Origin of the sequence: Mediterraneibacter gnavus ATCC 29149, from assembly GCF_008121495.1 — a bacterium.
GTDB classification, from domain to species: Bacteria; Bacillota; Clostridia; order Lachnospirales; family Lachnospiraceae; genus Mediterraneibacter; species Mediterraneibacter gnavus.
In genome coordinates this window covers 17,841-43,239 of record NZ_CP043051.1, presented here as the reverse complement: position 1 = coordinate 43,239, position 25,399 = coordinate 17,841, and the positions used below count along the sequence as shown (strand labels likewise).

Annotated in this window: 23 protein-coding genes; 22 read left to right on the top strand and 1 reads right to left on the bottom strand. The window is 45.7% G+C overall.

What is annotated here, in order from left to right; translation table 11 throughout:
• The first annotated feature begins 2 nt into the window (after window positions 1–2).
• The 12 genes from FXV78_RS00185 (at window position 3) to FXV78_RS00130 (ending at window position 12,149) form a co-directional block, all read left to right on the top strand.
• On the top strand, window positions 3–1,523 hold the full coding sequence (locus FXV78_RS00185) for a cobyric acid synthase (protein WP_009244437.1): 1,521 nt from the start codon (window positions 3–5) through the stop codon (window positions 1,521–1,523).
• Entirely contained in the window at window positions 1,520–2,407 is an 888-nt protein-coding gene (gene hemC, locus FXV78_RS00180; protein WP_004844303.1) for a hydroxymethylbilane synthase, read from the top strand. Before FXV78_RS00185 ends, hemC begins: the two co-directional genes overlap by 4 nt.
• The gene (gene cobA / locus FXV78_RS00175) at window positions 2,397–3,980 is read left to right on the top strand and encodes a uroporphyrinogen-III C-methyltransferase (RefSeq protein WP_225084044.1); all 1,584 of its coding nucleotides are present in this window, start codon (window positions 2,397–2,399) and stop codon (window positions 3,978–3,980) included. The genes hemC and cobA overlap by 11 nt, the downstream gene beginning before the upstream one ends.
• Before the next feature lie 15 nt (window positions 3,981–3,995).
• Entirely contained in the window at window positions 3,996–4,925 is a 930-nt protein-coding gene (locus FXV78_RS00170) for an ABC transporter permease (protein WP_004844300.1), read from the top strand.
• Between the two features lie 21 nt (window positions 4,926–4,946).
• Window positions 4,947–5,774, top strand: coding sequence for an ABC transporter permease (locus FXV78_RS00165; protein WP_004844299.1), 828 nt, complete (start codon window positions 4,947–4,949; stop codon window positions 5,772–5,774).
• Window position 5,775: 1 nt separating this feature from the next.
• Entirely contained in the window at window positions 5,776–7,488 is a 1,713-nt protein-coding gene (locus FXV78_RS00160) for an ABC transporter ATP-binding protein (RefSeq protein WP_004844298.1), read from the top strand.
• A gap of 24 nt (window positions 7,489–7,512) precedes the next feature.
• On the top strand, window positions 7,513–9,135 hold the full coding sequence (locus tag FXV78_RS00155) for a peptide ABC transporter substrate-binding protein (protein WP_233447389.1): 1,623 nt from the start codon (window positions 7,513–7,515) through the stop codon (window positions 9,133–9,135).
• Window position 9,136: 1 nt separating this feature from the next.
• On the top strand, window positions 9,137–9,697 hold the full coding sequence (locus FXV78_RS00150; protein WP_064786022.1) for a bifunctional adenosylcobinamide kinase/adenosylcobinamide-phosphate guanylyltransferase: 561 nt from the start codon (window positions 9,137–9,139) through the stop codon (window positions 9,695–9,697).
• Window positions 9,694–10,074: a bifunctional adenosylcobinamide kinase/adenosylcobinamide-phosphate guanylyltransferase gene (locus tag FXV78_RS00145; RefSeq protein ID WP_004844295.1), complete on the top strand. Its 381-nt coding sequence runs from the start codon at window positions 9,694–9,696 to the stop codon at window positions 10,072–10,074. Before FXV78_RS00150 ends, FXV78_RS00145 begins: the two co-directional genes overlap by 4 nt.
• Before the next feature lie 16 nt (window positions 10,075–10,090).
• The gene (locus tag FXV78_RS00140) at window positions 10,091–10,732 is read left to right on the top strand and encodes a precorrin-8X methylmutase (RefSeq protein WP_004844294.1); all 642 of its coding nucleotides are present in this window, start codon (window positions 10,091–10,093) and stop codon (window positions 10,730–10,732) included.
• A 16-nt stretch (window positions 10,733–10,748) separates the two neighbouring features.
• A complete protein-coding gene (locus FXV78_RS00135) occupies window positions 10,749–11,237 on the top strand; it encodes a precorrin-2 dehydrogenase/sirohydrochlorin ferrochelatase family protein (RefSeq protein ID WP_039960054.1) in 489 nt (162 codons plus the stop codon).
• 117 nt (window positions 11,238–11,354) lie between these two features.
• Window positions 11,355–12,149: a Uma2 family endonuclease gene (locus tag FXV78_RS00130; protein ID WP_039960053.1), complete on the top strand. Its 795-nt coding sequence runs from the start codon at window positions 11,355–11,357 to the stop codon at window positions 12,147–12,149.
• A gap of 11 nt (window positions 12,150–12,160) precedes the next feature.
• Here the strand turns inward: FXV78_RS00130 and FXV78_RS00125 are convergent, their stop codons facing one another.
• Window positions 12,161–12,622, bottom strand: coding sequence for a GNAT family N-acetyltransferase (locus FXV78_RS00125; RefSeq protein ID WP_004844291.1), 462 nt, complete (start codon window positions 12,620–12,622; stop codon window positions 12,161–12,163).
• A gap of 295 nt (window positions 12,623–12,917) precedes the next feature.
• Between FXV78_RS00125 and FXV78_RS00120 the strand changes: the two genes are divergently transcribed.
• The 10 genes from FXV78_RS00120 to FXV78_RS00075 all read left to right on the top strand — a co-directional run bounded on the left by FXV78_RS00120 (window position 12,918) and on the right by FXV78_RS00075 (window position 25,377).
• On the top strand, window positions 12,918–14,015 hold the full coding sequence (locus FXV78_RS00120) for a glycerol dehydrogenase (protein WP_004844289.1): 1,098 nt from the start codon (window positions 12,918–12,920) through the stop codon (window positions 14,013–14,015).
• A 183-nt stretch (window positions 14,016–14,198) separates the two neighbouring features.
• Window positions 14,199–15,122 (top strand): alpha/beta hydrolase, encoded by a 924-nt coding sequence (locus FXV78_RS00115; protein WP_226972089.1) that lies wholly within the window; start codon window positions 14,199–14,201, stop codon window positions 15,120–15,122.
• Window positions 15,123–15,124: 2 nt separating this feature from the next.
• Window positions 15,125–16,939 carry a DUF6320 domain-containing protein gene (locus tag FXV78_RS00110; protein ID WP_004844285.1) on the top strand — a complete coding sequence of 605 codons (1,815 nt, stop codon included), beginning with the start codon at window positions 15,125–15,127 and terminating at the stop codon, window positions 16,937–16,939.
• A gap of 121 nt (window positions 16,940–17,060) precedes the next feature.
• On the top strand, window positions 17,061–18,506 hold the full coding sequence (locus FXV78_RS00105; protein WP_004844284.1) for a carbon starvation CstA family protein: 1,446 nt from the start codon (window positions 17,061–17,063) through the stop codon (window positions 18,504–18,506).
• A gap of 40 nt (window positions 18,507–18,546) precedes the next feature.
• Window positions 18,547–19,554, top strand: a complete 1,008-nt coding sequence (locus FXV78_RS00100) for a hypothetical protein (RefSeq protein WP_064786008.1) — start codon at window positions 18,547–18,549, stop codon at window positions 19,552–19,554.
• Window positions 19,555–19,734: 180 nt separating this feature from the next.
• Window positions 19,735–20,043 (top strand): metal-sensing transcriptional repressor, encoded by a 309-nt coding sequence (locus FXV78_RS00095; RefSeq protein WP_004844281.1) that lies wholly within the window; start codon window positions 19,735–19,737, stop codon window positions 20,041–20,043.
• Window positions 20,044–20,057: 14 nt separating this feature from the next.
• Entirely contained in the window at window positions 20,058–22,574 is a 2,517-nt protein-coding gene (locus tag FXV78_RS00090; protein WP_039960051.1) for a heavy metal translocating P-type ATPase, read from the top strand.
• A 181-nt stretch (window positions 22,575–22,755) separates the two neighbouring features.
• Window positions 22,756–23,235 carry a nucleoside deaminase gene (locus FXV78_RS00085; RefSeq protein WP_004844279.1) on the top strand — a complete coding sequence of 160 codons (480 nt, stop codon included), beginning with the start codon at window positions 22,756–22,758 and terminating at the stop codon, window positions 23,233–23,235.
• Window positions 23,236–23,255: 20 nt separating this feature from the next.
• Entirely contained in the window at window positions 23,256–24,551 is a 1,296-nt protein-coding gene (locus tag FXV78_RS00080) for a uracil-xanthine permease family protein (protein ID WP_004844278.1), read from the top strand.
• A 58-nt stretch (window positions 24,552–24,609) separates the two neighbouring features.
• Window positions 24,610–25,377 carry a GntR family transcriptional regulator gene (locus FXV78_RS00075; protein ID WP_009244417.1) on the top strand — a complete coding sequence of 256 codons (768 nt, stop codon included), beginning with the start codon at window positions 24,610–24,612 and terminating at the stop codon, window positions 25,375–25,377.
• Window positions 25,378–25,399: the final 22 nt, after the last annotated feature.

The window sequence follows — 25,399 nt, the reverse complement described above, 5'->3', positions numbered from 1 at the left end:
GAATGGCAGCACCGATCATGATACAGGGAACCATGTCAAATGCAGGAAAAAGTGTTCTGGCAGGCGGACTGTGCCGGGTATTTCATCAGGATGGATATCAGGTAGCGCCCTTTAAATCCCAGAATATGGCGCTCAATTCCTTTATTACAAGAGAAGGTCTGGAAATGGGAAGAGCTCAGGTCATGCAGGCAGAGGCTGCGGGTATCGAACCTCTTGCGATCATGAATCCGATCTTGTTAAAACCGACCAATGACACCGGCTCTCAGGTGATCTTAAACGGAGAAGTACAGGGTGTGATGTCAGCGATGGAATATTTTCGCAGGAAAAGAGAATATATTCCGGTGATCAAAAGCGCCTATCAGAAACTGGATGAACAGTTTGACATTATTGTCATCGAAGGTGCGGGCAGCCCGGCGGAGATTAATCTGAAACGTGAAGATATCGTGAATATGGGAATGGCAGAGATGGTAGATGCACCGGTGCTTCTGGCCGGAGATATTGACAGAGGCGGTGTGTTTGCCCAGATTGTGGGAACCATTGAGCTTTTAGAGGAGCAGGAGAGAAGAAGGATCAAAGGAACGATCATCAATAAATTTCGCGGGGACAAAGAAATCTTACGTCCCGGACTTGATATGCTGGAAGAAAAGACAAAGATTCCGGTATGTGGGGTTGTTCCTTATTTCCACCTGGATATTGACGAAGAAGACAGCTTAAGCGAGCGGTTCACGCACAGAGAAAAGAAAGGGCTTCTGGATATTGCCGTGATCCGGCTTCCGAGAATTTCTAATTTTACAGATCTGATGCCGCTAGAATCTATGGATGAAGTCGGTGTCCGGTACGTGACAAGTGCGTCACAGTTCGGCACTCCGGATGCGGTCATTCTTCCCGGAAGTAAAAACACGATGGAAGACTTGAAGTGGCTTCGTCAGTGCGGACTGGAAGGAAAGATCCTTCGCCATGCGGCATCCGGAAAAACTGTATTTGGAATCTGCGGCGGCTATCAGATGATGGGAGAGCTTTTGCAGGATCCCAAAGGTGTGGAAGCGGGCGGGGAACTCAAAGGAATGGGCTTGCTTCCGATACAGACTGTGTTTGCAGGGGAAAAGATGAGAACCCGCGTACAGGGAACTTTTGAAGGGCTGTCTGGAAGTCTGAGCAGTTTAAGTCAGGTGCCATTAGAAGGATATGAAATCCATATGGGAGTGACAACGTATACAGAGGAGCCTTGTCCGCTGGTGCAGATTCAGGAGGAAACAGGCGAAAGACGGATTCGATATGACGGCGCCAGAAAAAACAACTGTTACGGCTGCTATGTACACGGAATTTTTGATCAGGCTTGTGTCGCATCCGGGTTTGTTTCGGCACTTTTAAAAGAAAAAGGATATGATGCCGGGCAGCTTGAGCGTCTGGACTGGAAGGCATACAAGGAAACCCAGTACAATAAGCTGGCGGAGATTATCCGGGAAAGTTTGGATATGGAGTATATTTATCAGATTCTGGGGAAAGGAACGAGAATGCCATGAAAACAGTAATACGGATCGGAAGCAGGGAAAGCAGGCTGGCGGTGACACAGACCGAGATCATAAAAGGACAGATTGAGGCGCATTTTCCGCATATCCGTGTGGAGATCGTGACAATGAAGACGACCGGAGACCGGATTTTAGACCGGAGTCTGGAGCAGATCGGAGGAAAAGGTTTGTTTGTCAAGGAGCTGGATCAGGCTTTGCGAAAGGGACGGGTCGATCTGTCTGTGCACAGCTTAAAAGACATGCCGATGGACATCCCGGAAGATCTTCCGATTCTTGCATATAGCAAACGGGAAGATCCGCGAGATGTGCTGATCTTTCGGCAGGGACAGACCGAAAGCATTTCCGGCGGGATGATTGGGACTTCCAGCAAGAGGCGGAGACTGCAGCTGGAGAGACTGTATCCGGACTGTCACTTTCAGGGAATCCGCGGAAACGTGCAGACGAGACTTCGCAAACTGGAGGAAGAAGGATTTTGTGCTACGGTTCTGGCAGCAGCCGGATTAAAAAGACTGGGAATGGATTCCTGTATCGGGAGATATTTTTCCTGCGAAGAAATGATCCCGGCAGCCGGACAGGGAATTCTGGCAGTGCAGGCAAGAGCCGGGGAATATCAGGAACTTTTAGAAGTGCTCAACGATCCCCGGTCTGAGGCCGCGGCGAAGGCAGAACGAGCCTTTGTAAAAGTACTGAATGGCGGATGTACTTCACCTGTGGCAGCATATGCAGAAATCAGAGGATCAAAGTGTCATATTACAGGGCTGTACTGGAGAGAATCGGATGAGAACTGGTTTGTAGAAAAGACAAGCGGCAATAAGAAAGAAGCAGAGCTGTTGGGGGAGACTCTTGCACACAATATGCAGAAAAAGTATGGAAAATAGAAAAGGAGCGCATATGGAAAGTCAGCAGAAAAAAAAGACAGGAAAGGGATCTCCATCCGGCAAAGTATGGCTTGCGGGAGCAGGACCGGGAGATGCATCTCTTTTGACACTGAAAGTAAAAAAATGGATGGATGAGGCGGATGTGATCATCTATGATGCGCTGATCAGTGCAGAAATCCTGAGTCTGATCCCGGATGGAAAAGAATGGATTTACGTGGGAAAACGTTCCGGACATCACTGTGTCCGTCAGGAAGAGATCAATCAGATTTTGCTTCGTGAGGCGAAAGCAGGAAAAAATGTCCTTCGTTTAAAAGGAGGAGATCCGTTTGTATTCGGGAGAGGGGCCGAGGAGGTGGAGTGTCTGGCGGCAGAAGGGATTCCGTTTGAAATCATCCCCGGAGTGACTTCTGCTCTTGCAGTTCCGGCGTATGCAGGCATTCCGATCACGCATCGGGATTTTGCGTCTTCCTTTCATGTGATCACAGGGCATGCAAAAGAAGGCAAAAAAATAGAGATTCCTTATGACGCCCTTGCAAAATTGAACGGAACGCTTATTTTTCTGATGGGGATCACTGCCATGGAAGAAATATGCCGTGGACTGATCCAGGCGGGAATGGATGAGAATACACCGGCAGCAGTGCTGGAAAAAGGAACTACGGCAAGACAAAGAAGGCTTGTCAGCACACTTGCCAGGCTTTGGGAGGATGCAAAAACATTTCAGGTGCAGACGCCTGCGATCATTCTTGTGGGAAAAGTCTGTACATTGTCTGAAAAATTTGACTGGGTAAAGAATCTCCCTCTGTGGGGAAAACAGATTCTGACCACCCGCCCGAGGCAGAACAGTTCCAGGCTGGCCGGAAGGCTTCGGGAATTGGGGGCACAGGTAATTGAGCTGCCGTCTATTACAACAAAGCCTGTCTGGCCGAATGAAGTACTTGGGACAATTCTGGGGAGTATCAGAGAACAGGAAAGCGAGCAGTGGCTTGTGTTTACCAGCCCCATCGGGGTACAGACGTTCTGGAAACAGATCAGAATGCTGAAAATGGATGTACGCAATGTATTTCTTCCCCATGTAAAAGTTGCCGCAATTGGTTCCGGTACAGCAAAGGAACTGGAACAGTTTGGCGTGTTTGCGGATGTCATGCCCCGGACATTCTGTGCAGCGGCACTGGGGGAGGCAATCGCAGGAGAAGCGGCACCAAAGAGCCGGATTGTACTGCTGCGGGCAAAGCAGGGATCCGAAGAGTTGCTTCCGCCGCTGAAAAACGCCGGATTGAAGGTGGAAGATGTGCCTCTGTATGAAACGGTCTGCAAATTGCAGGAGACTTTAAAGGAAACAATCGAGAAGCAGCAGAGGCAGGGAGAAATTGATCTGGTGACATTTACCAGTGCGTCCACGGTCCGTGGATTTGTACAGGCACTTCCGGGAATCGATACTACAAAAATACGGGCTGTCTGCATTGGAGAACAGACAGCAAATGAGGCAAAAAGATATGGAATGCAGATACAGATTTCAGAAGAAGCATCTGTGGAGAGCATGGTCTTAAAGATTCTGGAGCTGGCAGAAGACTAGAGAGGAGAGCATACAGTGGCAAAATACATAGGAAAACGGCTTGTTACAGGGATTCTTTCCTTGTTTGTTCTGGCAACGGTTACATTTTTTCTGACCAGGGTAATTCCGGGAAGTCCTTTTCAGGGAGCAAATGTGTCGGAGAGTGTGCTGCAGATGATGGAGGAAGAATATGGATTACATCAGCCGGCAGGGGTCCAGTATGTCACATATATGAAGCATCTGCTTCGCGGAAATCTGGGATATTCTTATCAAAATCCGTCCGAATCGGTTGCAAATATCATTCAAAGATCCTGGCCGGTGACTGCGGTGATCGGAGTTCTGGCGATTCTTCTGGCAATGATCGTCGGAATCGGGATTGGAGTCTGGCAGACTTTTTCGAGACACAGGCTGCTTCGGGGAGGGCTTTTTACTGGAACACTTCTGATCGGAGGAGTTCCCAATTTTGTGGCAGCACTTTTGCTGATGCTTGTATTTGGAGTCTGGCTGAAATGGCTGCCGGTCAGTGGACTGGATTCCTGGAAAAATTACATTCTCCCGGTATGCGCTCTGGCGCTGTATCCCGCCTGTTCGCTGGCACGGCTGACCGGGACACTTCTTGCCCAGGAGAAACAAAGAGATTATGTACTTCTGGCGCGAACGAAAGGACTGAAAAAAAGACAGATCCTGTTTACGCACATTCTGCCGCATATCTGGATTCCGGTGCTGAATTATCTGGGACCTGCAAGCGCGTTTCTTTTGACAGGAAGTTTTGTGGTGGAGAGCATTTTTACCATTCCGGGGCTTGGCAGACAGTTTGTAAGTTCCATTGCAAACCGGGATTATACACTCATTCTCGGATTGACGATCTTTATGGGGGCAGTCGTGATCCTGATTCAGCTGGCAGTGGACTTACTTAGTGCGTGCATTGATCCGAGAGTGCGAAGAAGCTATGTAGATGAGGAGTAAGAGCAGTGCAAAGGAGAAGCAATGAAGCAGATAAATTTTAGAAAAAACGAAAAAATAACAGTGGGACTGATCCTGCTTTTGCTCTGCATTTTTTTAGCAGTACTGGTTCCGGCCCTGTCACCTTGGACATCTACAGAAATGCATGCGGATATCCGCAATCAGGGAATATCCTTCTCCCATCCTTTCGGGACAGATAAGTTTGGAAGAGATCTGTTTGTACGGGTTTGGTGCGGAGTCAGGATCAGTTTGTGTGTCGGACTTGCAAGTGCACTTTTAAACGGCGCGCTGGGTGTTTTATATGGAGCGGCATCCGGGTATGCGGGAAAAACCGCAGATAATATTCTGATGCGGATCGCGGATATTGTGGCATCGGTTCCGTCTCTTTTGTATGTGATCCTGATCATGATGGTACTGGGAGCGAATGAGGTAAGCATCCTTGTGGGACTTTGTATATCCGGCTGGATTGAAACAGCGCGAATTGTAAGAGGAGAAGTGATGCGGATCAAAGAACGGGAGTTTGTTCTGGCATCCCGGCTTGCGGGAGCCGGCCCTCTTCGGATTTTTCTGACCCATCTTTTGCCGAATGCTGCAGGACCGATTGTGGTAAGTCTTACATTTCTGGTACCGCAGGCTATTTTTACCGAAGCATTTTTGAGCTTTATGGGAGTCGGGATTCCGGCGCCAAGAGCCAGTCTTGGCACCATGATCCAGGCAGCCAGAAGCCAGATTTTCGTGCATCCGTATCAGATGCTGATTCCGACAGCAGTGCTGTGTATCCTGATACTGTCGCTGAATCTGATCGGGGCAGGACTGGAAGCAAAAATCCGCAGAAGAAGGGAAGGAATGTAAGATGAAGCTGTTAGAAGTAGAAAATCTGACTGTACAGTATCCGGGAAGCACCAATCCGGCATGCAAGGTATCTTTTCAGGTAGAATCCGGAGAACTGCTTGGGATCGCAGGGGCTTCCGGTGCAGGGAAAAGCACGGCGATGCTGTCATTGATGGGGATTTTGCCGGAACAGGTACAGATCACCAGCGAAAAATTGAAGCAGCACGGGACAAAAGCAATGATCTTTCAGGATGCTTCGGCATCTTTAAATCCGCTGGTCCGTGTGGGAAAGCAGCTCACAGAGACCATTTTGGCACATCAGAGGTGTACCGGAAAAGAAGCCAGAGAGCGGGCGGAAACACTTCTGGATGAAGTGGGAATTCAAAATCCCGGGCAGAGAATGAAGCAGTATCCGTTTGAGCTTTCCGGCGGAATGAAGCAGAGGGTGGCAATCGCGATCGCACTTGCATGTAATCCGGATCTGATCATTGCGGATGAGCCGACCACAGCGCTGGATGTGACCGTACAGAGACAGATCCTCGATCTGTTGAAAAAAATTGCAGAAGAGACGCATACAGCCATCGTACTGGTCAGCCATGATCTGGGTGTGATCGCCTCCATGTGCAGCAGGGTGCTGGTGATGAAAGAGGGGCGGATCGTAGAAGAGGGAAGTATGGAGCAGATTTTTTATGAACCGGTACATCCTTATACGAAAAAACTCTCGGACATGGCAAGAAAGCTTTATCAGGTGCCGGAGAAAAAAAGGACCGGAGAAGTTATTTTAAGGACACAGGGACTGGGAAGAAGCTTTGTAAAAAATTCCCTGTTTGGAAAATCCAGATCTCTGGAAGCGGTGGAACCGCTGTCTTTTGAGATTCATAAGGGTGAGACCTTTGGATTGGTAGGAGAGAGCGGATCCGGGAAGACGACTCTTGCAAGAATGCTGACAGGGATTATTCCTCCGAGCTGCGGCAGTTTTTCCTGTGAAGGGAAGATCCAGATGATCTTTCAGGAGACATCGGCATCCTTTGATCCGGAATTTTCACTGGAACGGATCCTGGAGGAGCCTCTGGTGATTCAGAAAAAAGGCTCCAAAAAGGAGCGGGAAAAACGTGTGGCAGAAATGCTCGGACTGGTTCAGATGGAAAAAATCGACGTCAGAAAAACGACAGCGGCTCTTTCCGGAGGGCAGCGTCAGAGAATTGCAGTGGCAAGGGCATTACTTTTAAATCCGGAGCTTTTAATCTGTGACGAATCGTTTTCTTCGCAGGACATCCTTACGCAGTCTCAGCTTCTGGAGCTTCTGGAAGAGATTCAGAGAAAGACACAGCTGTCCTATTTGTTTATTTCCCATGATCTGCAGGTAGTCAGACGGATCAGCCAGAGGATGGGAGTTATGTATCTTGGAAGTATGGTAGAGCAGGGATTGACTGCGGAGATTTACGAGGAGCCGTGGCATCCGTATACAAAAGAACTGCTGCGGGCAATGCTGCCGCTTGATCCGAAGAAAGCAGCCAGACAGAAACGACTGATCCTGAAGGAAACGAGAAATCATTCTCAGGATACAGAAAACGGCTGTCCATATGCACCGAGATGCCGGTATGCAATGGAGTGCTGCCACAAAGAAAAACCTGGAAACTATCGGTTTGGTGAAAGAGAAGTGCGGTGCTTTTTGTATTCGGAAGCGCATACCAAAAAGCGTGCAAAGGATTACCATATGACTTCTCAGATTTGAGAACAGAAGAGAATGGAGAAGAGCATGAAGAAAAAAATGACAGCGATTGCCATGTGTATCTGCATTCTGGCAGGCATGATAACAGGGTGCAATGCTTCGGATCAGAAGAAGACAGAAGCACGTACAAAAAAAGAAATTACGATTGCAGTAAACAGTGAAACAGGAGGGATGGATCCGGCGGGAAATATTGCACTGACCTATCTTTCCTATTCGGTCACAGCACTGGACGAACTGCTGACATTTGATGAAAATGGAGAAATCGAATACCGGGCGGCACAGTCCTATGAGGTGAATGAGGATTCTACAGAATGGACATTTCATTTAAGAGAAGGGGCCTGCTGGTCGGATGGAACACCGGTGACTTCGGCCGACTTTAAAAATACCATCGTGCGGGCACTGGGTCCTAAAAGTGGAAGTGGATATGCGAACTATCTGTTTCCTATTGAACACGCAGAGGAAATTTATGAAGGAACGGCTGATATGGAGAGCCTTGGTGTTGAAACACCGGATAAAAATACTCTGATTTTTCATTTGAGTAAGCCGTGTGTGTATTTTCTGGAGCTTTTGCGTCTTCCGGTCTACACACCGTCCTGCAGTAAATATGCGAAAGAGACAGGCAGCGGATGGGATAAAAATCCAGAGACCAGTCTGTCAAACGGACCGTTTTATCTGGAAAAATATGTACCCGAGCAATATTTTGTCCTGAAAAAGAATGAGCGTTACTGGAATGCAGATGCGGTGCATCTGGAGCGGATCACCTATCGCTTTTTTGAAGAACAGCAGGCAATGTTAAGTGCTTATGAGACCAAAGAGGTCGATGTGGCAGTCTCCCTTCCTTCTGTCGTCATGGAACTGTATCAGGGGAAAGACGATCTGGTAGTGACAGACAATATCGCGACGCGCTATATTTATCCGAATCTGGATGTGAAGCCTCTGGATGATGTGCGTGTGCGGGAGGCGATCAATCTTGCCATCAACCGGGAGGATCTTTGTAAGATGGTAGGAGAAGACACAGAGTCGACTGTGAATTTCGTGGCAAAGCGTATGAAAAATAATACGACCGGAGAGTATTTTGTGGAAGAGGCAGATCCTCCATTTGAGGAAAATGTGGAAAAGGCAAGAGAGCTGCTCTCTCAGGCGGGGTATCCGGATGGGAAAGGATTTCCTGTTTTGACCTACAAATATCCGTCTCTGGAATTAGATGCAGATACGGCCCAGGTGATCCAGGAGCAGCTCAAGCAGAATCTGAATATAGAGATCAAGCTGGAGGCGCAGGAATTACAGACCAATTATGCGACCAGAAGAGCCGGGAACTTTGATCTTTGCCGGATGAACTGGACGGCAGATTTTGCAGATCCGTACACCTACTTATCCATGCTTTTGTCAAATGGAACGTATAACTGCAGTGGAGTCCGGGATGAAAAATACGATCGTCTGGTAGAAGCCTCGGATGTGGAAACAGATCCTGTAAAACGAAATGCACTGCTTCATGAGGCAGAGCAGTGGGCAGTGGGAGAGCAGTTTTATATCATTCCTTTGTTTTCTATGAAAAGCTGTAATCTGATTCGGCCGGATATCACAGGAGTGAGTCAGATTCCGGCAACCGGAGCACTGGAATACCGGTATGCAGATGTGAAAGGAGACTGAAATGTTTCACGTAGTGACAGGCGGAAGTGGGAGCGGGAAATCCGCATATGCAGAAGAACAGATTTGTATGCTCAAAAAAAAGACAAATTCCCGTCATCTGTATTATATTGCAACCATGGTCCCTTATGGGAAAGAGACAGAACAAAAGATCCTGCGCCACAGACAGATGCGAAATGGAAAAGGATTTGAGACGTTGGAATGTTTTACAGACCTTAAGAAGATGGTTCAGACCGAGCCGGGTTTTCGCGCGGATGCGGCAGAAGAGGGAATCTGTGTACTTCTGGAATGTATGTCGAATCTGACCGCAAATGAGTTGTATTTGGATACAGGCGCAAAAGAACGGACCAGGGAAGCCGTTCTTGAAGGAATTCGGGAATTAGAAAAACGCTGCCGGGGACTTGTGGCAGTCACAAATGAAGTGTTTTGTGATCTGCCTCCGGCTGACGAAGAAATGCAGGAATACTTAAGCGTACTGGGAACGATCAACTGCCGGATGGCAAAAATGGCAGATCAGGTGACAGAAGTTGTTTATGGAATACCGGTGGAGGTGAAAAAGGGATGAAAATGGTAATCGGAGGAGCTTATCAGGGGAAAACAGACTATGCAAAACAGGTATATCCAAACCTTGTGTGGAGTGACGGGGCATCCTGCGACCTGAAAGACATTTTTTCCTGTTCGGGAATTGTTCATTTTGAAGAATTTGTAAGGCGCTGGATCCGGGAAAACAAAGCAGAGCATGCAACGGATCTGGCAGAGCAGATTTTACAGGAAAATCCTGAGCTGATCGTAGTGACTGCGGAAGTCGGATACGGACTGGTTCCTGTGGATGCGTTTGAAAGACAGTACAGAGAAGCTGTGGGAAGAATCTGTACAAATCTTGCAGCCTGTGCAGATCGGGTAGATCGGGTACAGTGCGGGATCGGGACCAGGATCAAGTGAGAAGGAGAACAGAAAGATGAAGACAGAGTTGGAAAATGTATTGCCGCAGGATATTGAAAAAAGAAGTTTTGAGATCATTACAGAAGAGCTGGGAGAGGTCAGTCTGATTCCGGGAACAGAACCGATCGTAAAGCGCTGTATTCATACAAGCGCAGATTTTGAGTATGCAAAGAGTCTGAAATTTTCAGAAGACGCAGTTCAAAGGGCAATGGATGCAATCCGTGACGGAGCGTGGATCGTGACCGATACGCAGATGGGAAAATCAGGGATCAACAAGAAAAAACTGGCACAGTACGGAGGCGAAGTGTGCTGTTTTATGTCTGACGAAGAGACTGCAAACATGGCAAAAGAACAGGGAACAACGCGCGCGGTTGCCAGCATGGAGCGTGCGGCCAAGCTGGATAAAAAACTGATCTTTGCCATTGGCAATGCGCCGACTGCGCTGATCCGGTTGTATGAGATGATTCAGGAAGGAAGATTAAAACCCGAGCTGATCATTGGAGTGCCGGTGGGGTTTGTCAATGTGGTACAGTCAAAAGAACTGATCCTGTCACTGAACGACACACCGTATATCGTGGCAAGAGGACGAAAAGGCGGAAGCAATATCGCAGCATGTATCTGCAATGCGTTGTTGTATATGATGGATGAAAAGAAGTGACGAGGGAGAGAAGAGCATGGGCGGATATTATTTTCCGATGTTTGTGGATATTTCGACAAAGAGGATTCTTGTGATCGGCGGGGGGGAAATTGCGGCAAGAAGGGTGCGTACGCTGTTAAAATTTGCAGAGCACATTGAGGTGACAGCGCCTGAGATCTGTGATGAAATGAAGGACATTCTGAAAGAAGAGGAAAAAAAGGAAGTGCCCCAGGCAGTGTGGAGTTCTCGAAAAGTTTTGGAAGAAGATCTGAAAGATACATCTGATTTTTTGAATGGGGCAGACATTGTGCTGACTGCGACCGATGACCGAGAGCTGAATCAAAAAATCGTAAGTGCGTGCAGAATGCGTAAGATTTTGGTAAATACTGCAGATGACAAATCCCTGTGTGATTTTTATTTTCCTGCGGTGACTGAAAAAGATGGTGTTGTGATCGGGATGAATTCCGGTGGGAAAAGCCCGAAGACGGTGCGTAAGGTCCGGGAATATCTGGAGAAATATCGCTGAAATCTTACGGGATTATGTTGTTGGCATTTACAATTTAGAAACGATTGAGCTTTTTCTGTTTTATCAGTATAATGAAAATAATAAAACTTGTTGGAATCTATGAAATGAGGTGATCATGTGACAGTCGAACAAATGAGGCGAAAAAGACAGCAGTTTGGCTATAGTTGTGAGCAGCTATCGGAGCTATCAGGAGTCTCTTTGGAAACGGTGCAAAAGATTTTCCATGACAATGAGGAAGTATTCAGCCAGGATATACTGAAACAAATAGAATCTGTATTTGAGAATAAAAGAGACTCTGATAGGGGCTTTTCTTATGTGTGCGAATCGAAGATGGAATATGGAATATCAAAAAAAAGTCGAGAGTGTACTCTTGAGGATTACTATCAACTTCCGGATGAAAGACGAGTAGAGTTGATTGATGGTGTGATCTATGATATGTCTGCGCCTACAATTATTCATCAGAAGATCAGCTTGGAAATCAGTGTACGGTTTCATGCTTTCATCAGCCAAAAGAAGGGAGCATGCATGGTTTTTTCTGCACCGGTAGATGTACAGCTTGATTGTGATGAAAAGACAATGGTACAGCCGGACGTTTTGGTGGTATGTGACCGTGAGAAAATAGTTCCGACACATGTGTATGGAGCTCCGGATCTGATTATGGAAATCTTGTCCCCTGCTACAAGAAAAATTGATATGAATATCAAACATAGCAAATATGCGGCAGCGGGAGTCAGGGAATACTGGCTTATCGACCCGGATAAGAAAAAAGTTGTAGTGTATGATCTGGAAAATGAAGAACTTCCGGTTGTCTATGGATTTGAAAATCGTGTACCTGTGGGAATATTCCAGGGGGAATGTGAGATTGATTTTTCCGAAATATATGAGTCTGTAAAGTTTTTGTATCAGGAGTGATTGACTCCTGATTACAGTAATTTTTCTAAAATATACCTCTGAGGGATCATACCCAGTGATCGGTATAATTTCTGTGCAGATTCATTGAATTCCCATACCATCAGATCGATTCTTGTGGCTCCGAGTTTTTTTGCTCTTCGTTCCATTTTATGAAAAAGAGTCGTTGCGATTTTCTGACCACGGTAAGAAGGGTGTACAAACATATCATCTACATATGCGATGAGTGTTCCGGTCACCATATTGCTTTTGGTCCGGAGCGCGGCAATGATAAAACCGACGATAAAATGGTCGTCTGTCATTGCAAGAGCTATGTGATTGCCGTCGGTTGTTATTTCACGGAAGTCGGCTTCTGAATAAGTGTGACTTGCAGGAATAAATAAATCAGGGCGTCCCTGAACATGAAGGTCGTGAAGCTCCTGCATATAAGAATCAATCACAGGATAATCCTCTGGGATCAGTAGGCGAATGTTCATAAGTTGTCTCCTTTTCTGAAAAATCAAATCATGTTATTTGTGGGTCAACTTTCCACGGAATTGCTCACAGAGAAACTGAAATCTATTGAATCGGCTTTCCGATTTTCATCTGATAACCACAAAATCATTCATATCATCATTATAGTTCATTCAAATACCGAATGGAATAAAATTATTTGGGCATAGTGATATACTGGCAACAGAAAAATATAAAAAAACAGTAGCCGTTCCACTGCATTTAGTGATAAAATATTAACAAAAGAATTACAGCAAATGATGACAGGAGGAATTGACAATGGCAAAGGTATTGATCAGCCCGGGAAAATATGTGCAGGGCGCAGGAGAGATGAAAAAACTGGGAGAATATGCTCAGAATTATGGAAAGAAGGCTCTGATCCTAATCAGCAAGGGGGGATACAAGCGAATCGGAGCAATGGTGGAGAAAAGTTTTGAAGGAAAAGAATGTGGATATGTTTTTGATTACTTCAATGGTGAATGCAGTAAAAAAGAAATCAAACGTCTTGGAGAAATCGTGAAAAAAGAAGCGTGTGATGTTGTGATCGGTATCGGCGGAGGTAAGATTTTTGATACTGCAAAGGCAGTGGCATATTATGAAAAGACGCCGGTTCTGATCTGTCCGACGATCGCATCTACAGATGCACCGTGCAGCGCACTTTCTGTAATTTATACAGAAGAAGGTGTGTTTGAGGAGTATTTGTTCCTGCCGTCCAATCCGGATATGGTCATGATGGATACAGAGATTATTGCAGAATCACCGGTTCGCCTTACCGTTGCCGGAATGGGAGATGCTCTTGCAACTTATTTTGAAGCAAGAGCATGTCAGAGATCAGATGCCGCATCCTGTGCAGGCGGAAAGATTACCGGGGCAGCTATGGCTCTTGCAAAATTGTGTTTTGATACGCTGATGGAGGAAGGCGTGAAGGCGAAGCTTGCACTGGAAGCAGATGCCTGTACAGAAGCAGTGGAAAAAGTGATCGAGGCAAATACACTGCTGTCCGGAATTGGCTTTGAAAGTGGTGGTCTTGCAGGAGCACATGCGATTCACAATGGTCTGACAGTACTCGAAGAATGTCATCATATGTACCATGGAGAGAAAGTGGCATTTGGAACGATCACGCAGCTGGTGCTTGAGAACATTCCGTCAGAAGAGCTGCAGCAGGTGATCGACTTCTGCATCGAATGTGGACTTCCGGTTACACTGGAACAGCTGGGAGCAGGTAAGATTACGGAAGAACAGTTGATGAAAGTGGCAGAGGCAGCCTGTGCCGAGACAGATACTCTGCACAATATGCCGTTTGAAGTGACACCGAAGAAAGTGGCAGATGCGATCAAGGCGGCAGATGCATACGGACATTATTTTCTCGGAGAGTAAGCTTGTATCTAGTACAACATAGCAGAAACTTAGTATTCGTTGTACTGGTCAGAAAAAATGACGGCGGATGCAGTCCATGGCGAAAGTCAGGATGGCATTCGCCTTTTTCTGTGCTATAATAAAAGTTCAGAAATACAACAGGAGAATAGTGACTGTTCATACAGTAACGGAGAATGGCAATTTATGAATCAGGTAATACAGACAGTTCTGGCAGCATTTTCAAACCAGAATATTGAGATAAATACAGCCAGAAAACTGGCAAATCTAAAAAAATTAGATCCGCTTCATCTCTGGGTGGAGAAAGAAGATATTGTGATAAAAACAGAGTGTGGGAAGATTCCTTTGAGATTATATTTCCCATCAGAAGAGACAAAAAGGCAGAAAGAAGAGATTTCCTCCGCGATTTTTTTTATCCATGGAGGAGGATGGTCTACAGAGAGTGTAGAAACATATGACAGAATCTGCAGTATGCTATCAAAATCTGTTGACAAGACCATCATATCTGTAGAATATCGCCTGGCACCGGAGTATCCGTTTCCGGCAGGGCTTGAGGATTGTTATCTGGCTGCAAGGGCACTGTATCAGGGGAAAATCTTTCCAAAGATTGAGCCGGGACAGATTTCTGTTATGGGAGACAGCTCCGGAGGAAATCTGGCGGCGGCGTTGTGTCTGCTGGCAAGAGACCGCGGGGAATTTTCAATTCATAAGCAAATTTTGGTCTACCCGGCAGTAAACAACTGCTACACACTGGATTCTGCATATGATTCGATTCGGGAGAACGGAGAAGGATATCTGCTTACCAGAGGAAAGATGCATGACTATCTGCAGCTTTATATCGGGAAGCAGGAGGATTTAAAAAGTCCGTATGTGGCGCCTGTTCTTGCAGAAGATTTGACAAATATGCCGGAAACGCTGGTGCTGAGTGCAGAGTTTGATCCGCTTAGAGATGAGGGCGAGGATTATGCCAAAAGACTGAAAGAAGCCGGAAATAAGGTGACATGCTATCGAATCGCAGGGGCATTTCACGGGTATTTTGCACTTGGAGTTTCAAGACTTCATGTGGAAGAGAGTTTTGCGTATATTGACCATTTTTTACGGGAGGGGTAACGATGCAGAAAAAGAAACGTTCACAGTGGAGAAAGCTGGATAATGCAGCACAGGCATTTCCGGCAGCAACCGGGAAGAAAGATACCAGGGTATTCCGGCTGTATTGTGAACTGAAAGAGGATGTCATAGAGGAAGTTCTGCAAAAAGCAGTGGAATGTACGCTGGAAAAGTATCCGCTGTATTGTTCGGTTCTCAGGAAAGGGCTGTTCTGGTTCTATATGGAGCAGCGGAATTTAAAACCAAAAGTCAAGGCAGAAGATCGGCCGCCCTGCAGCGGACTGTATGTGCCTGATCAGAAAAGCTTTCTGTTTGAGGTTTCTTATTATAAAAAGAAAATAAATCTGGAAGTGTTTCATTGTCTGACTGATGGGACGGGAGCGCTGAATTTTTTAAAAGAACTGGTGCGGAATTACCTGATGATTTGCTATCCACAGGTGGAGTTTCCGCCTGTTTCAGAAGAAGAGATTTCCACAGCCAGTGATCACGAAGAAGACAGCTTTTCGCAGTATTATTCAAAATCAGATTATGGCAGTGTCAAAAAGAGCAGACCTGCATTCCAGCTGAAGGGGGAAAGGCTGGAGCAGGAGGAGATGTCTGTTTTAGAGGTGGTTCTTTCCGCGAAAGAAGTATACAGAAAGGCAAAATCATACGGGGTGTCAGTCACGGTATTTCTCTCTGCCGCACTGCTTTGTGCGATTCACGAGGAGATGCCGAGAAGTCAGATGAAAAAGCCGGTCACTCTGATGGTGCCGGTGAATCTGAGAAATTATTTTCCCTCCTATTCCATGACGAACTTTTTTGGTTGGATTGAAGCTGGTCAGGTGTTTGAAGAAAATACGAGATTTGAGGAAGTTTTGCAGAATCTGCAGCATGTCTTTCGAACAGAACTTGTAAAAGAGCGGATTGCAGACAATATGAACCGGCTTGTCCGTCTGGAAAAAAATCCTCTGCTTCGGGCCGTGCCTCTGGAGATTAAAAACCTGTTTTTGCTGGCTGGAACGACGCTTGGCGGGAGAAGTATTTCCGCGATTTATTCCAATATCGGAAAAATCCAGCTTCCGGATGTGTTTGAGACCTATGTGGATTCGTTTGGATTTTTTACAAGTACGGACAAACTGCAGATGTGCTCCTGCTCTTACGGGGATAAAATGAGAGTAGGGATCACCTCGAAAATACTGAGTCATAATATCCAGCGGAATTTTCTGCGGATCTTAAAAGAGGAAGGGATTCACGTTACAGAACAAGAGAATGACTTCCCCGGATATCAGGAAAAGAAGCTGGGACTGATGCAGAAGAGTATGCAGATTTTTACGTTTTTGTGTATTGCTGCGGTTGTGATCAGCTGGGTGGTCAATCTGATGCTTCCTTCCGGATTTTTGTGGGCAGGCTTTGTGAGCGGGGGAGTACTTTGTACCTGGCTGTTTGTAATGGTAGGCTATAAAAAGCGCAGGAACCTTCTGAAAAATGGAATGTGGCAGCTTCTGCTCATATCGGCAGCGGGGCTTTTGTGGGACGTTTTTACCGGATGGCATGGATGGGCAGTGGATTTTGTACTCCCGCTTGCATCGCTGGTCATTCTTGCAGCAATGACAGTGGTCGCAAGGGTGTGCAGGCTGGAGGAAAACGAATACTTGTTTTATCTTGTTCAGATCGGCGCCTTTGGATGTATTCCGGGAATTCTTCTGGCAGCAGGGGCAGTCCGGATCCGGTATCCGTCTTTACTTTGTACAGGAATCAGCATTCTGTTGCTGGCCGGAATCGTAGTTTTTCGTGGAAAATCGTTCGTTCGGGAAATTAAGAAAAAATTCCGGGTTTGAAAATGTAAAAAATGTAATAAAAAGTAGAAGGAAACTATTGAAAATTGTTTAAAATAAACATATAATTATAAAAGAAAAATAAATTTATTAAAATTCTCTAAAGAGAAGGAGGGGGATTTCTATGATTAGTTTCTTTCTATGTCTGCTTCTGTTGATCGGAGGCTATTTTGTCTACGGGAAGATCGTAGAAAACACATTTGCACCGGATGACAGGGAGACGCCTGCTGTCAAAATCAATGACGGTGTGGATTACGTGGTAATGCCGCAGTGGAAGCTCTTTTTAGTGCAGCTTTTAAACATTGCAGGCCTGGGACCGATTTTTGGTGCCATGCAGGGAGCCCTGTGGGGACCGATCGTATTTTTATGGATCACATTTGGTACGATTTTTGCAGGCGGTGTCCATGATTACTTTTCAGGTATGCTTTCTGAAAGAAATAATGGTACATCAATTTCAGAGGTTTGTGGTATTTACCTTGGAAATGCAATGAAAAATGTGATGCGTGTATTCAGTGTGGTTCTGCTGGTTATGGTAGGAACTGTGTTTGCAGTCGGACCTGCAGGTCTGATCGTGACATTGTTCAAGGAGGGCGGAATCGGCGGAATTCTTGCCAGTACAGAATTCTGGCTCTGGATCATTCTGGCATACTATTTTATCGCAACATTTATTTCTATTGATAAGATCATCGGACGGATTTACCCGGTATTCGGAATCTGCCTGATCATCATGGCGGTAGGAGTTATCATTGGAATCTTTACACATTCCGAGTTTGTGATCCCGGAAATCTGGAATAACTTCTCCAGTATGCATCCGGACGGTGCGCCGATCTGGAGCGTTATGTTTATCACAGTTGCCTGCGGAGCGATTTCCGGATTCCATTCTACACAGTCACCGCTGATGGCACGTTGTATGAAATCAGAGCGTCAGGGACATTTTGTATTTTATGGAGCTATGGTGGCGGAAGGTGTGATCGCACTGATCTGGGCTGCTGCAGGATGCGCATTGTATGAAGTGACAGGCGGTCTGAGTACAGGATTAAGCGCGATTCTTGCAAATGGCCAGTCAGCAGCGATTTATGATGTCTGCTCAAAGACAATGGGAGGAATCGGAGTTGCACTGGCGATGATCGGTGTTATCGTATGCCCGATCACATCCGGAGATACGGCATTTAGAAGTGCAAGACTGGTATTGGCGGACTGGTTTAAGATCGAGCAGTCCAAATACAGCAAACGTTTGTTGCTTTGTGTTCCGTTGTTAGGTGCAGGTGCTATTATCGGACATCTGGATTATACGATCGTCTGGAGATATTTCAGCTGGACCAACCAGACACTGGCAATGATCGTTCTCTGGACAGCAAGTATGTATCTGTTCCGTGAGAAGAAGAATTACTGGCTGACAGCAGTTCCGGCTACCTTTATGAGTGCAGTCTCCATGACATATTTCTTCTATGCGAAAGAATGTCTGGGACTGGGAACAGCTGTTGCGTATCCGGCAGGTATCATTCTGGCAGCAGGATTCCTTGCCATTTTCCTGTATGCAACGAGAAAACCTGCGAAAGCAGCAAAATAAAGTGTTTTCATAAAACACAAACAGAAAGGACTGACACGAGATGATATGGAAACCAAAGCAGTTGGGCAGACAGAAAATAGAAGAGCGGGAGCTGGAAGCGGATAAAAAGAACTGCAGGAGATTCGGCCCCTGTGGAGTGGGTCAAAAGGCTCTTTATCTGAACAGCTTTTACTTTGACAGAAGATATTATGTAGCTCTGGACTCGGTATCAAGAGTATTTAAAAGAGTAGCCATGAGTAAAGGCGGTTTTTCGGGAAAAGGAATGTTTGCCACGATTCCATATCTAGTCGTGCAGTATGACGGCGGAGAGGAAAAGCAGTGTATTTTCAAAAGAGAAGAGCAGGTAGATGCACTGCTTGACCATATCCGAAGTATCCGTCCCGAGATGCCGGTGCACAGCGTGCAGGCAGAAAAAAAACTGCTGGAGAAACAGCGGATACTTGAACAGAAAAAAGCAAGGATTGCTTTTTCGGATGCGCGGGAAGAAATCCAATGGTTAGAAAAATGTGCGCAGTTTTTGGAAAAAAGACCTGAGTTATATCGGGAACTGAGCAGCTGTGCGAAGAGAAAAAGAACCTATGATAAGAGCAATCCTGCTTATAAATGGGCAGCGCTTTTCATTACCCTGATGGGGATTGCGGCACTGGTTTACGGGATTTATGCGCTGGTCACAAAAGCGGGATTCGGAATTTATTTTCTGTTGTTCGGACTGGCCGCCATCTTTTTCTTCTCCAGTGCGAATGTTCTTCCTACTGCCCGCAATAACAGGCGGTATGTGGAAGACAGGCTGAAGAAGGCGATAGAAGCGATGTATCGCTACATTGCAGAATATCCGAAGTTTCCTCTTCCGGCGTGTTATGCACATCCGGCAGTACTTCGAAGAATGATTGATATTATTGCAGAAGAACGGACACGGTCTGTGGCAGAAGCTCTGGAATTGCTGAAGCAGGATTTGAAAGCAATGAATTCCAGTGTGGAGCTTGAGCAGGAAGAATACGATGAGGTCATGGCGATCAAGCCGATGTTTCTTGTGAAAGACTATGAATAATATGAAAAGAAAATAGCCGGGGAAGGAATCAGAAATGGTTCTTTCCCCGGCTGTTTTATTTTGATGATTGAAAACAATGTAAAATTATTATAATGCGGAAAGAAAAAAATTGCTATAAAATTTTACTTGAAATATACCCCATAAGGGTATATAATGCGTGTATGAAATGAGGTGAAAGAAATGGAAGAAAAAAGAGAGTGCTGTCATACAACAAAGACAAAAGAACGCACAGAAAAAGAATATAAAGATTTGATCCATCGTCTGAACAGGATTGAAGGTCAGGTGCGGGGAATCAAAAAAATGGTAGAAAGTGATACGTATTGTACGGACATTCTGATCCAGGTCTCAGCAGTTAATGCGGCGTTGAACAGCTTTAGTAAAGTGCTGCTTGGCAATCATATCCGGACCTGTGTGGCAGAGGATATCCGTCAGGGAAAAGAAGAGACAGTGGAAGAGTTAGTAGCAACGCTTCAAAAACTGATGAAGTAAAGTGAGGTGATATTGTGAAGCAATACAATGTGAACGGAATGAGCTGTGCGGCATGCAGTACAAGAGTGGAAAAGGCAGTTTCCAAAGTTGAGGGAGTGACTTCGTGTTCAGTCAGTCTTCTGACGAATTCCATGGGCGTGGAGGGAGATGCGAAAGAAGCAGACATTCTTGCAGCAGTGGAAAAAGCGGGATATTCAGCTTCTGTAAAGGGAGAGAATACCGCAAAGCCGGCAGAACATGCAGAAGAGGAATTTCTGAAAGATAAAGAGACTCCGGTCTTAAAAAAGCGGCTGATCTTATCGTTTTGTTTCCTTGTGTCGCTGATGTATCTTTCGATGGGACATATGATGTGGAACTGGCCGCTTCCCGGGATTCTGGCAGAGAATCATGTGGCAATGGGAATTTTACAGCTCTTGCTGACAGGATGTGTGATGATCATCAATCAGAAGTTTTTTGTCAGTGGATTTCAAAGTCTGCTGCACGGCGCGCCTAATATGGATACGCTGGTAGCACTTGGAGCAGGCGCTTCATTTGGCTACAGCACCTATGCATTGTTTGCCATGACAGATGCACAGATGCGTCAGGATATGGCAGGCGTGATGACTTATATGCATGAGTTTTATTTCGAATCTGCAGCGATGATTCTGACATTGATCACTGTCGGTAAGATGCTGGAGGCACGTTCCAAAGGAAAGACTACAGATGCCTTAAAAGGCCTGATGCGCCTGGCGCCAAAGACGGCGGTTGTGATCCGGAACGGGCAGGAACAGACAGTTTCCATCGAGCAGGTGAGAAAAGGGGATGTGTTTGTGGTTCGCCCGGGTGAGCATATACCCGTGGATGGTATTGTGCTGGAAGGAAGCAGTGCGATTGATGAATCGGCGCTTACAGGAGAAAGTATTCCGGTAGACAAAAAAGCAGGAGACATTGTTTCTGCTGCGACACTCAATCAGTCGGGGTATATCCGTTGTGAGGCATCCCGTGTGGGAGAGGACACGACACTGTCCCAGATTATCCAGATGGTCAGTGATGCAGCAGCAACCAAGGCGCCGATTGCAAAAGTTGCAGACAAAGTATCCGGAGTCTTTGTTCCGATTGTAATCGTGATTGCGGTCATTACCATTGCCGTATGGATGCTGGCAGGAGAGAGTGTGGGATTTGCGCTTGCAAGAGGAATTGCTGTTCTGGTGATTAGCTGTCCATGTGCGCTTGGTCTTGCCACTCCGGTAGCGATCATGGTCGGAAGCGGAAAAGGTGCAAAAAACGGTGTTATGTTTAAAACAGCGGTTTCTCTGGAAGAGACCGGAAAAGTTCAGATCGTGGCGCTGGATAAGACAGGAACGATTACCAGCGGGGAACCGAAAGTGACAGATGTTATTCCGGATAGTAAAATTGCAAGAGAAGAACTGCTGGAGATTGCGTATGCTCTGGAAAAGAAAAGTGAGCATCCGCTGGCAAAAGCAATTTTATCCTATGCAAAGGAGCAGAAAGTGCCAGATGGCATCGAAGTGAGTGAATTTCAGGCAGTGCCGGGAAATGGACTTTCCGGGCTGAATGATGGAGAGAATCTGACCGGAGGAAATTTGAACTTTATCCGCCAGCATGCTGAAGTATCAGAAAATGTGGAGGCAGAGGCGAGAAAACTGGCAGATCAGGGAAAGACCCCGTTATTCTTTGCCAGAAACGGAAGATTTCTGGGGATGATCGCAGTTGCAGATGTGATCAAAGAAGACAGTCCCCAGGCAGTGCAGGAACTGCAGAATATGGGAATCCGGGTGGTCATGCTTACAGGTGACAATGAACAGACAGCCCGTGCCATCGGAGCGCAGGCTGGAGTGGACGAAGTTATCGCAGGGGTACTGCCGGAAGGAAAAGAAGAAGTGATCCGCAGACTGAAGAATCAGGGAAAAGTAGCCATGGTCGGAGACGGTATCAATGATGCTCCTGCACTGACAAGAGCAGATATGGGAATTGCGATCGGAGCAGGAACAGATATTGCGATAGATGCTGCAGATGTGGTATTGATGAAGAGCAGACTTACGGATGTTCCGGCAGCGATTCGACTGAGTCGTGCGACACTTCGCAACATTCATGAGAATTTATTCTGGGCATTTATTTATAATGTCATCGGAATCCCGCTGGCAGCCGGAATCTGGTATCCATTGTTTGGATGGAAATTAAATCCTATGTTCGGAGCGGCGGCAATGAGTTTGTCCAGCGTTTGTGTTGTTACCAATGCACTTCGTCTCAACTGGTTCCGTATGAAGGACGCCACAAGAGATCGAAAAATAAAAACAAGAAAGAAACAGGAGGAAATGACAATGGAAAAAACAATGAAAATTGAAGGAATGATGTGTGGACACTGCGAGGCGTCTGTAAAGAAAGCACTGGAGGCACTTGCAGAGGTGGAAGCGGCAGAAGTAAGCCATGAGAAAGGCACAGCGGTTGTGACACTGCGCTCGGAGGTTTCTGATGAAGTACTGAAAAAGGCAGTGGAAGAGAAAGATTATACCGTTGTGGAAATCCGGTAGGATTTATTTGTCAGTATAAAAGAATTAAATAGCTGGATTAAAGAGAAAACAGTCGGGTAAAATTCCGGCTGTTTTTTTACAAACTTTTGAACTGGTTCTTTACAAATAAAATGATGTGTGCTATATTGAAAACAACAAAAGGTAATACCTATTACATAATACTTTATAAGGAGAAGAGAAGATGTATCAGAGTCACGAATTTTATTTGAGAAGAGCGATTGAAATTTCAAAAGAGGCAAGAGAAGCAGGAAATACTCCGTTTGGAGCCCTTCTGGTCAACAAAGAGGGAGAGATCATTATGGAGCAGGGAAATATTGAGATCACAGAGAAAATCTGTACAGGGCACGCGGAAGCGACACTTGCAGCAAGAGCATCTCATGAATATTCCAGAGAGTTTTTGTGGGATTGTACATTATATACGACTGCAGAGCCATGTGCGATGTGTGCAGGGGCTATTTATTGGGCGAATATCGGAAGAGTTGTATACGGAATGACAGAGAGACGACTGTTGGAGCTGACAGGAAGTAATGAGCAGAACCCGACTTTTGATCTTCCATGCAGAGATGTATTTGCAAAAGGGCAGAAAGCAATTGAAGTAGTAGGACCGGTAGAGGCCGTTGAAGTAGAAGCAGCAAAGGTGCATGAGGGATATTGGGATTAAGTTCCAGTCAGGAGCAGAGTATGAAAGCGGAATATTTTGATGAAAAAGTAGGATGGACAAAGACGCTGCTGATCGGATTTCAGCATGTCCTTACCATGTGTCCGGGAACAATCGCGGTTCCCTTGATTTTAGCAGGAGCCCTGGGATTGGGGGAAAAAGAAACTGCATTTTTAGTAGCAGCCAATTTTTTTACAAGTGGAATTGCCATTCTGATTCAGGTAATCGGAATCGGAAAACTGGCAGGATCCAAATATCCCATTATTTTGGGTTCTTCCTTTGCACCTCTAAGCCCTATGATCCTGATCGGAAAAGAATACGGGATGCAGACACTCTTTGGCGCAGTGATCGCATCCGGTGCGATAATTTTTATCCTGTCTTTTTTTATGGATCAGATTTTAAAACTTTTCCCTCAGGTTGTAGTGGGAACATTTGTAACGTTGATCGGAATTACACTGGCGCCGACTGCACTGCGGGATCTGGCAGGCGGAGAAGGCAGCGAAAGTTTTGGGTCTGTTGAAAATCTGATTCTGGGTACTGCAGTTTTGATCTTTATCATTCTGGTAGAAAAGTATGCAAAAGGAATCTGGAAAAGTATGTCCCTGCTGCTCGGAATCGTGGCGGGAACGATCGTGGGATGTGGTCTGCACATGGTCGATTTTACATCAATCGCGCAGGCAGAAGTATTCCAGCCGGTGAAACCATTTTATTATGGAATGCCGGAGTTTAAAATATGGCCGATTTTTATTATGAGTATTTTCTGCATCATCAACATGATTCAGTGTATCGGAGTCTTTTCCGTAATGGATGAAATTGTTGGAATCCAGACAGACAATAAGACAAAGGAGAGAGGAATCAGAGGTCAGGCAGCAGCACAGATGGTGACTGGTATGTTCAATTCGGTTCCATCTACCATGTTCAATGAAAATGTAAGTCTGATCGGACTGACAAAAGTTAAAAGCAGATCCGTTGTTGCAGCAGCCGGCATTATGATCATTCTGGCAGGAATTTTCCCGAAGATTTCCGCGGTATTTACGGCTGTTCCTAAATCTGTGCTGGGAGGTGCAACACTGGCATTGTTCGGGGTGATCACTTCTTCTGGAATTTCCATTTTATCCAAACTGGATTTTTCAAAAGATAACAATTTCAAGATTGTAGGGACCAGCATTGCGATCGGAGTAGGCGCAGCGTTTGCATCAGATGTTTTTGTGAATATTCCGAATGCATTGCAGATGGTATTAAGCAATGGTCTGTTTATGGTCAGCATCAGCGCGATTTTTCTGAATTTGATCTTGAATGGGAAAAAAGCTTTTTCTTGACAAAGAAAAGGGATTCTTCTATCATCATACATAGGTTAAGAGAAAGAGAGGAATCGCTTTGAGTACGCAGAAATTACGTGTAAAATCCTTGTCCGGACAGGCAAAGGAGGCCATTCTTCAATATATAGAAGAGATGGATCTAAAAACAGACAATAAGCTTCCAAGAGAAGAGGCACTTGCCGAGATGCTTGGAGTGAGCCGGATCACAATCCGTCAGGCATTGAATGATCTTGCGGCAGAGGGGATTATTTTCCGCAGACAGGGAAGGGGTACATTTGTCAATGTGGATTCTCTCAATATCAAGGTCACGTTCAGTCCCTGTATGGAATTGACGCAGATGATCAAAAAGAGCGGGTATGCTCCTTCCGTCAGACTTTTAAATATTCAAAAAGTAAAACGGGAGGAAGAAATCTGTTCTCTTCTTCAGATGCAGCCGGACGAACAGCTGGTAGTGGCAGAAAAGCTGTTTCTGGCAGATGATAAGATCTGTGCATTCTGCAGAGATTATTTCGGAATGAATCTGATCGGCGGGGAAGAGGCATTTGATATGTTTTCAAAGTATGAAGATTCGATTTACAAATATATTTATGAATTGTCCGGGGAAAAGGCGCAATGGGATAAAGTTGAGATCGATACAGTGAATCCGGCAGAAATTGCAGGATTAAAAAAATATGTATCTGTGAAAGAACTGGGTTTAAGTCCATATCTTTACCTGAAGACATTAAATTACAGTGAGAAAGATAAACCACTGGTCTATGCGAATGAATATTTTAACACGGAAATCATCAAATTTAATCTGATCCGTCAAAAGAATATACAATATTGAGAAAGGGCACTTCGTCTTGGTT